11 protein-coding genes are annotated in these 6779 nt (G+C 58.5%); 6 read left to right on the plus strand and 5 right to left on the minus strand.

The features are described 5' to 3' along the window. The first annotated feature begins 1 nt into the window (after nucleotide 1). Together AC2FH2_RS14515 and AC2FH2_RS14520 are read left to right on the plus strand one after the other, a co-directional pair. Entirely contained in the window at nucleotides 2-1189 is a 1188-nt protein-coding gene (locus AC2FH2_RS14515; protein WP_496824098.1) for a GNAT family N-acetyltransferase, read from the plus strand. Continuing rightward, complete coding sequence (locus AC2FH2_RS14520) at nucleotides 1186-1479, plus strand: 4a-hydroxytetrahydrobiopterin dehydratase (RefSeq protein WP_496690249.1); 294 nt, start codon at nucleotides 1186-1188, stop codon at nucleotides 1477-1479. The genes AC2FH2_RS14515 and AC2FH2_RS14520 overlap by 4 nt, the downstream gene beginning before the upstream one ends. Here AC2FH2_RS14520 and AC2FH2_RS14525 read toward each other — a convergent pair. The 4 genes from AC2FH2_RS14525 to AC2FH2_RS14540 form a co-directional block, all read right to left on the minus strand. Then, nucleotides 1476-1787: a hypothetical protein gene (locus tag AC2FH2_RS14525; RefSeq protein ID WP_281973287.1), complete on the minus strand. Its 312-nt coding sequence runs from the start codon at nucleotides 1785-1787 to the stop codon at nucleotides 1476-1478. The genes AC2FH2_RS14520 and AC2FH2_RS14525 overlap by 4 nt on opposite strands. A gap of 33 nt (nucleotides 1788-1820) precedes the next feature. Further along, nucleotides 1821-2165, minus strand: coding sequence for an EF-hand domain-containing protein (locus AC2FH2_RS14530; protein ID WP_142638671.1), 345 nt, complete (start codon nucleotides 2163-2165; stop codon nucleotides 1821-1823). An 11-nt stretch (nucleotides 2166-2176) separates the two neighbouring features. Beyond that, nucleotides 2177-2422 carry a glycine zipper 2TM domain-containing protein gene (locus tag AC2FH2_RS14535; protein WP_271952399.1) on the minus strand — a complete coding sequence of 82 codons (246 nt, stop codon included), beginning with the start codon at nucleotides 2420-2422 and terminating at the stop codon, nucleotides 2177-2179. A gap of 102 nt (nucleotides 2423-2524) precedes the next feature. Beyond that, nucleotides 2525-3010, minus strand: a complete 486-nt coding sequence (locus AC2FH2_RS14540; protein ID WP_142638675.1) for a peroxiredoxin — start codon at nucleotides 3008-3010, stop codon at nucleotides 2525-2527. A gap of 99 nt (nucleotides 3011-3109) precedes the next feature. Between AC2FH2_RS14540 and AC2FH2_RS14545 the strand changes: the two genes are divergently transcribed. The 4 genes from AC2FH2_RS14545 to AC2FH2_RS14560 are packed head-to-tail and all read left to right on the plus strand — an operon-like array spanning nucleotide 3110 to nucleotide 5710. After that, entirely contained in the window at nucleotides 3110-4321 is a 1212-nt protein-coding gene (locus AC2FH2_RS14545; RefSeq protein WP_271952401.1) for an NAD(P)/FAD-dependent oxidoreductase, read from the plus strand. Continuing rightward, complete coding sequence (gene rsmD / locus AC2FH2_RS14550; protein ID WP_496824100.1) at nucleotides 4318-4878, plus strand: 16S rRNA (guanine(966)-N(2))-methyltransferase RsmD; 561 nt, start codon at nucleotides 4318-4320, stop codon at nucleotides 4876-4878. The genes AC2FH2_RS14545 and rsmD overlap by 4 nt, the downstream gene beginning before the upstream one ends. Further along, a complete protein-coding gene (locus AC2FH2_RS14555; protein ID WP_271952405.1) occupies nucleotides 4859-5506 on the plus strand; it encodes an HAD family hydrolase in 648 nt (215 codons plus the stop codon). Before rsmD ends, AC2FH2_RS14555 begins: the two co-directional genes overlap by 20 nt. Nucleotides 5507-5530: 24 nt before the next feature. Next, nucleotides 5531-5710 (plus strand): hypothetical protein, encoded by a 180-nt coding sequence (locus AC2FH2_RS14560; RefSeq protein WP_496824102.1) that lies wholly within the window; start codon nucleotides 5531-5533, stop codon nucleotides 5708-5710. Here AC2FH2_RS14560 and map read toward each other — a convergent pair. Then, entirely contained in the window at nucleotides 5698-6510 is an 813-nt protein-coding gene (gene map, locus AC2FH2_RS14565) for a type I methionyl aminopeptidase (RefSeq protein ID WP_271952408.1), read from the minus strand. The two genes, AC2FH2_RS14560 and map, sit on opposite strands and share 13 nt — an antisense overlap. Between the last annotated feature and the right edge of the window lie 269 nt (nucleotides 6511-6779).

Genomic DNA, 6779 nt, shown 5'->3' on the forward strand with positions numbered 1-6779 from the left:
CATGGATCAGGCACAAATCGAGGTTCGGGTACTTGGATCGCTCTCGCAGATTACTGCGGCAGAGTGGGACAGCTGTGCCTGCCCCGAGACTGCGGATTGGGGCCGTCCGCTTGATCCCTTTACCACTCATCGCTTTCTTTTGGCTTTGGAGGAGAGCGGGTCGGTCGGGCCGGGTACCGGCTGGCAGCCGCAATACCTGACGGTTTATCTGGATGGAATGTTGATCGGGGCCGCCCCGATGTACGCCAAATCGCATAGTCAGGGCGAATATATCTTCGACCACAACTGGGCGCATGCCTATGAAAACGCCGGCGGGCGGTATTATCCCAAACTGCAGATTGCCGTACCGTTCACCCCGGCCACCGGGCGTCGCTTTCTGCTGCGGCCGGGATATCAGGCGGTGGGCATGTCCGCCTTGGTGCAGGGGGCGGTGCAGCTGGCGGCGGACAATCAGGTTTCCTCTGTCCACGCGACCTTTTGCACCGAAGATGAGGCGCTGGCTGGCGCGCAGATGGGCCTGATGCCGCGCCATTCCCAGCAATTTCACTGGCTGAACGACGGGTATGCGGATTTCGATGGATTTCTGGCCGCTTTATCCTCGCGCAAACGCAAGAACATTCGCAAGGAACGCGCGCAGGCCTGCGCCTTTGGCGGCGAAATCCGCGCGTTGACGGGTGATGACCTGCGCCCTGAACATTGGGACGCGTTCTGGGAGTTCTATCAGGAAACCGGCGCTCGGAAATGGGGCGTGCCCTATCTGACGCGGCAATTCTTTGATATCGCTCAGGAAACCATGGCGGATGACATGGCATTGGTTCTGGCCGAGCGCGGCGGGTATCCGATTGCGGGGGCGCTGAACTTTATCGGGCGCGAGACGCTTTATGGCCGTTACTGGGGCTGCGTCGAACATCATGCCTGCCTGCATTTCGAACTGTGCTATTATAGGGCAATCGACTTTGCCATTGCGCAAGGCCTGGCCCGGGTCGAGGCAGGGGCGCAGGGCGAACACAAGCTGGCGCGCGGCTATCTTCCCACGCGCACGCACAGCCTGCACTGGGTCAATGACCCCAGCTTTGCCGATGCGATCAAAAAATATCTGGACGCCGAGGCCCAAGCAGTGGGAGAAGAAATCGAGATTCTGACTGATTATGGCCCGTTCAGAAAGTCGAACCCGGAGGAACACCAATGACTGAACTTCTGTCGACCGAGACCCGTGGCCCCTTGCTGGACCCGCTGTTCAAAAGCGGCTGGACCATGGTCAAGGACCGGGATGCGATCACCAAGACCTTTACCTTCGAAGATTTCGTCCACGCCTTTGGCTGGATGACCCAAGTGTCCATGTTTGCCGAGAAATGGAACCATCATCCCGAATGGTTCAATGTCTACCGCACGGTCGAGGTGACGCTGTCCACCCATGATGTCGGCGGGCTTTCGGCGCTGGACGCCAAACTGGCCCGCAAGATGGACAGCCTGGTCTAGCCGCTGTCACCGCGTGATCCGACACCACCGGCAAGGCTGGCAACCTGACCCAGCCGCCTGAACTCGGCTGGGGTGACCAGGTTGTCACTAACGTCGATTTCGGCAGGTATCCGGGTAGTTCTGTTGCCGATCATGCGCACGGACCGTGCTGCGGGGTTGATGTCGAGACAACGCCGGTCATAGCAGGTCAGGCCATTGGTACTGATCTCTATCCTCGGTTGGCCATCAGGGCCGGTCACAATAGGGGCCTGCGGCACATCACATGCCGCAAGCAACCCCAACGCAAAAAGAGCGCTCCATTTGGTCATTGCATACTCCTGTCTGGTCCAGGGCCGCAGAGCCTAATCCAGTTGACCGTTGCTGTTCTGATCGGCAGAAATAAAATCTTCGGTCATATGCTGATCGTATTCCGTTCTTGAAATATTACTATCCCGGTCCCGGTCAACCTTTTGGAATTGCTTTATATCCAGAAACGGCTTGGCTTCATCCAGGCCCAATGTGCCGTTCTTGTCCTCATCCATCGTCTGGAACGCATAGTCGGAAAAGGCGTCGAACTCATCTTTCGACAGGAAGCCGTCATTATTGGTGTCGATGGCCTTAAGCTCATTCTCATGCAGCTCTGCCACGGTTTCGGCCGTTGCGGCACCCGCCAGGGACAACATCGACAGGACGATTGCGGTTTTCATCTTCATCCCTCTCAACATGCGAACCTCTGACCTTCAACGCCGCCGACCGCAGCACCCGCTGCCGTCAGGATGGTTTTCCCGGAACCGCCGCCAAACTGATTGCCGATGACACCGCCCAGCAAGGCACCACCCACTGTGCCGCTCAGGCAGGCGATCTCATGCTGTCGTGCGGCCTGTTGCTGCGGGGTAGGGGCCGGTCCACAAGCGCCAAGTGCGCCGGTCAGACCTAAAAGAAAGGTAAATGTCTTTAGGTTCATAAACAAACTCCCTGATGAATATGTACCAAGTATTCGCCCATCATGAGAGTGCCGCAAGTTAAATTGCGAAAATGGCCCCAGCAGCACTGGGGCCAGATCAGGTCAGATAACCTCTAACAGCCCTTCACCTGCGGAAATCTCGCAGACGCCGGGATTTTCCTCCAGGTTCATGGCGACCACTTTGCCGTCTTCGACCAGCATCGCATAGCGCTTGGACCTGCCGATCAGACCAACGGGCGGGGCGTCGAAATCCATCCCGATGGCTTTGGTGAATTCAGACGCCGCATCGGCCAACATGGTTAGGCCAGTCGCAGTTGCGCCGGTGGACTCGCCCCAGGCGCTCATGACAAAGGGGTCGTTGACCGAGATGCAGATGATTTCTTCCACGCCTTTTGCATCGAACTGGTCTTTGGTACGCATAAAGCTTGGAACATGCGCCGTTGTGCACGTGCCGGTATAGGCGCCGGGCACGGCGAAAATGACAACCTTGCGCCCTTTGGTCTTGTCCGAAACGCGGACCTCTTCAGGGCCATTTGCCCCCATTTGGGTCAATGTGGCGTCGGGCAGAGTGTCACCTGTTGAAATCATTTTTTCGCTCCTGTCATTTGGATTTGCAGAGTCGGGCCTAGCCGCAATATAGGTGAGCTAACAAAAGTGACCACGGGAATTCGACAGGGTGAGGGGAATATGAGCCATATTGTCGTGATTGGCGCCGGCCAGGCAGGTGCTTCGCTTGTCGCCCGGCTGCGCAAAGATGGGTTCGACGGCGAGATTACTCTGATCGGCGCGGAGCCGCATTTGCCCTATCAGAGACCACCTTTGTCCAAGGCCTATCTTCTGGGTGAGATGGGGCTAGAGCGCCTGTTCCTGCGCCCCGAAAACTTCTATACCGATAACAATATCACCCTGCGCCTTGGTCAGCGCGTGACCGACATCGACCCGCAGGCCAAGACAGTAGCGCTGGGTGATCAGGTTGTTGCCTATGATGAGCTGGCCCTGACCACCGGATCAGACCCGCGCCGCCTTCCCGCTGCTATTGGCGGCGATCTGGACGGCGTGCATGTGGTGCGCGATCTGGCCCATGTGGACGAAATGGAACCCTTCGTCTCTGAAGGTGCGCGCGCTTTGATCGTGGGTGGGGGATACATCGGGCTTGAGGCCGCAGCCGTTTGCGCCAAGCGCGGGGTCAAGGTGACCCTGGTCGAAATGGCCGACCGCATTTTGCAACGGGTCGCCGCCCCCGAAACCAGTGACTATTTCCGAGCACTGCATTCCGAATATGGCGCCGATATCCGCGAAGGCGTCGGGTTGGACCGACTGCTGGGTGAAAACGGCAAGGTCACTGGCGCGGTGCTGACCGATGGAACAGAACTGGCGGTCGATTTCGTTGTTGTCGGCGTTGGCATCGCTCCTGCAACCCAACTGGCCGAGATGGCCGGGCTTGAGCTGGACAATGGCATCAAGACAGATGCGCATGGGCGCACCTCTGATCCGTCGATCTGGGCGGCGGGCGATTGCGCCTCATTCCCGCATGCTGGCGGGCGTATCCGTCTGGAAAGCGTGCCAAACGCGATTGATCAGGCCGAGATTGTTGCCCAGAACATGTTGGGCGCGGCAAAGGATTATACTGCGATTCCGTGGTTCTGGTCGGATCAGTATGACGTCAAACTGCAGATCGCGGGCCTGAACACCGGGTATGACCGGGTGGTGACCCGCAATGGTGACGGGCAGACCGTGTCCTTCTGGTACTATAAGGGCGATCAGCTGATCGCGGTCGACGCGATGAACGATCCGCGTGCCTATATGGTTGGTAAGCGTCTGATTGAAAGCGGAAAAACAGCTGATCCTGATATTGTGGCCGACCCGGATGCGGACCTGAAACCGCTGCTCAGAGCGTGAGGATCATCGCCGGAGCCTTCCGAGGCCGAGCTTTGGCCTCGGTCGGCAAGGGGGACGCCGGCGCGCATCTGCGCCCGACCACAGACCGGGTACGCGAAAGCCTGTTCAACGTACTGGCCCATCAGATTGATTTTGACGGGATGCGCGTGTTGGACCTGTTCGCAGGCACCGGTGCGCTGGGGCTTGAGGCCTTATCGCGCGGTGCGGCACATGTGAGCTTTGTCGATGATGGCCGCGTGTCACAGGGCCTGATCCGCAAGAATATCGACCTGACCCGCAGCTCTGACTGTACCGAGCTGATCCGTCGCGACGCCACGCGGTTGGGGGCCAATCCTGCAACGCCTTATGACCTGATCTTCCTGGACCCGCCCTATGGCAAATCCCTTGGCCAAAAGGCGATTGCTGCCCTGTCAGAGGACTGGTTCGCACAAGGTGCCCTTTTGGTCTGGGAGGAAAACGCGCCCATGCAGCCGCCCGACGGGTTCGTGTTGCATAACAGCCGCAAATATGGCGACACGCATATCACCCTGATGTGGAATGGCGATCCGGATGCATGATCTGGTGATCTTTGATTGCGACGGAGTCCTGGTCGACAGTGAGCCGCTGTCCAATCAGGTACTGGTCGACAATCTTGCCCGTTATGGCCTGAACCTGACAATCGAAGACAGTATGAAGCTGTTCGTTGGGGGCACCATGACCAGGGTGCGGGACAAAGCCCGGGCGCTGGGCGCGGAGCTGCCCACAGGCTGGGTTGATGAGGTCTATGCGGAAACCTATGACCGGCTCCGACTTGGCGTGCAGCTGATGCCCGGCGTGGCGGACCTGCTGGCGGTTCTCGAGGCAAGGGGGCTGCCCTTCTGTGTCGCCTCGAACGGCAGCCCGGACAAGATGCAGATCACTTTGGGTCAGAACGGGTTGTGGGAGCGGTTTTGCGATTTCGCCTTTTCGGCCCATGTCCTGGGAACGGCCAAGCCGGACCCGACATTGTTTCTGACAGCGGCTGAGCGTTTCAACGCCGTAAACCCCGTGGTGATCGAGGACAGCCTCAGCGGTGTGACCGCAGCCAGCAGGGCACATATGCGCTGTTTGGCCTATGCGCCGCATGGAGGCGATAAAAAACTGGCCGCTGCGGGGGGCGAAGTCTTCTCTAACATGGCGCAGGTTCCGGCGCTTTTGGGGATTTGACCGGGTCATGTTACCCTGCGAGGTATGGACCGTGCACTGACCCCTTCGAATTGGTCACTTCCGCAAGAGGCTGACACCGCAACCGATCCCCAGCGCACGCCTCTGCGCGCGCCGGTCTTCATCCATGATGCGGTCACGCCATGGGGGCCGGAAACCTTGCTGCTAAAGCTGTTACGGGATCAGGCGGCGGATCAGGATGAATAGGTCGGGTGGTACTTACCGCCTGGCGACAGGGTAAAGATCTCGACCCCATCTGCCGTTACACCGACCGAGTGTTCAAACTGTGCCGACAGTGATTTGTCGCGCGTCACGGCGGTCCAGTCATCGGCCAGCGTCTTGGTCTCGGGGCGGCCCAGATTGACCATCGGTTCGATGGTAAAGAACATGCCCTCTTCCAGAACCGCACCAGTGCCCGGACGACCATAGTGCAGAACGTTTGGCGGTGCATGGAAGACCCGGCCCAGCCCGTGGCCGCAAAAATCGCGGACTACGCTCATCCGGTGTGCCTCGACAAATGATTGAATCGCGTGGCCGATATCGCCGAACGTGTTGCCGGGTTTGACCATCTCGATGCCCTTGAACAGGGCATCATGAGTGATCTGGATCAACCGTTCGGCTTTGCGCGGCAGCTTTCCCGCTACATACATGCGCGAGGTATCCCCGAACCAGCCGTCGACAATAACGGTCACGTCGATATTCAGGATATCGCCATCCTTCAGCTTTTTGTCGCCGGGAATGCCGTGGCAGACCACGTGATTGACGCTGATACAGCTGGCATGCTGATAGCCCTTATAGCCAATCGTGGCCGATGTTGCGCCCGCATCCTCGACCATCTGCGTGATGAGCCCGTCAATCGCGCCAGTGGTCTGGCCGACGAACACATGATCGGCAATATCATCCAATATCCGCGCAGCCAAAGCCCCCGCCGCCTGCATGCCGGCAAAGTCACCCTGTTCATAGATACGGATACCGTCTTTGGTCAGACGGCCACGATGTTCTTTCATCGATGCGAGGCTCCAAATATTTCGCGCAGCACCCTTTTTACGCTGCTTGTGCAGAAAGTACCAGAGGGCGCACGGTCGCGGGTTAAGATGGGGATCAATGCCGTGGCTTCAAGGATTGGTCGGATCGCCTTTGTTGGGCGCGTGCTTTTTCTGAGCACATTGCCCAGTCGGAGGGGCGCGCTAATGTCGGCTTAGGGTCAGGACCCATTGATTTCCGTTTTGCGGCGTGATTCACGGTTCAAAAACGAGCGGTGAACATGTCTGATCTC

Source organism: Ruegeria sp. YTSA105, from assembly GCF_059610225.1.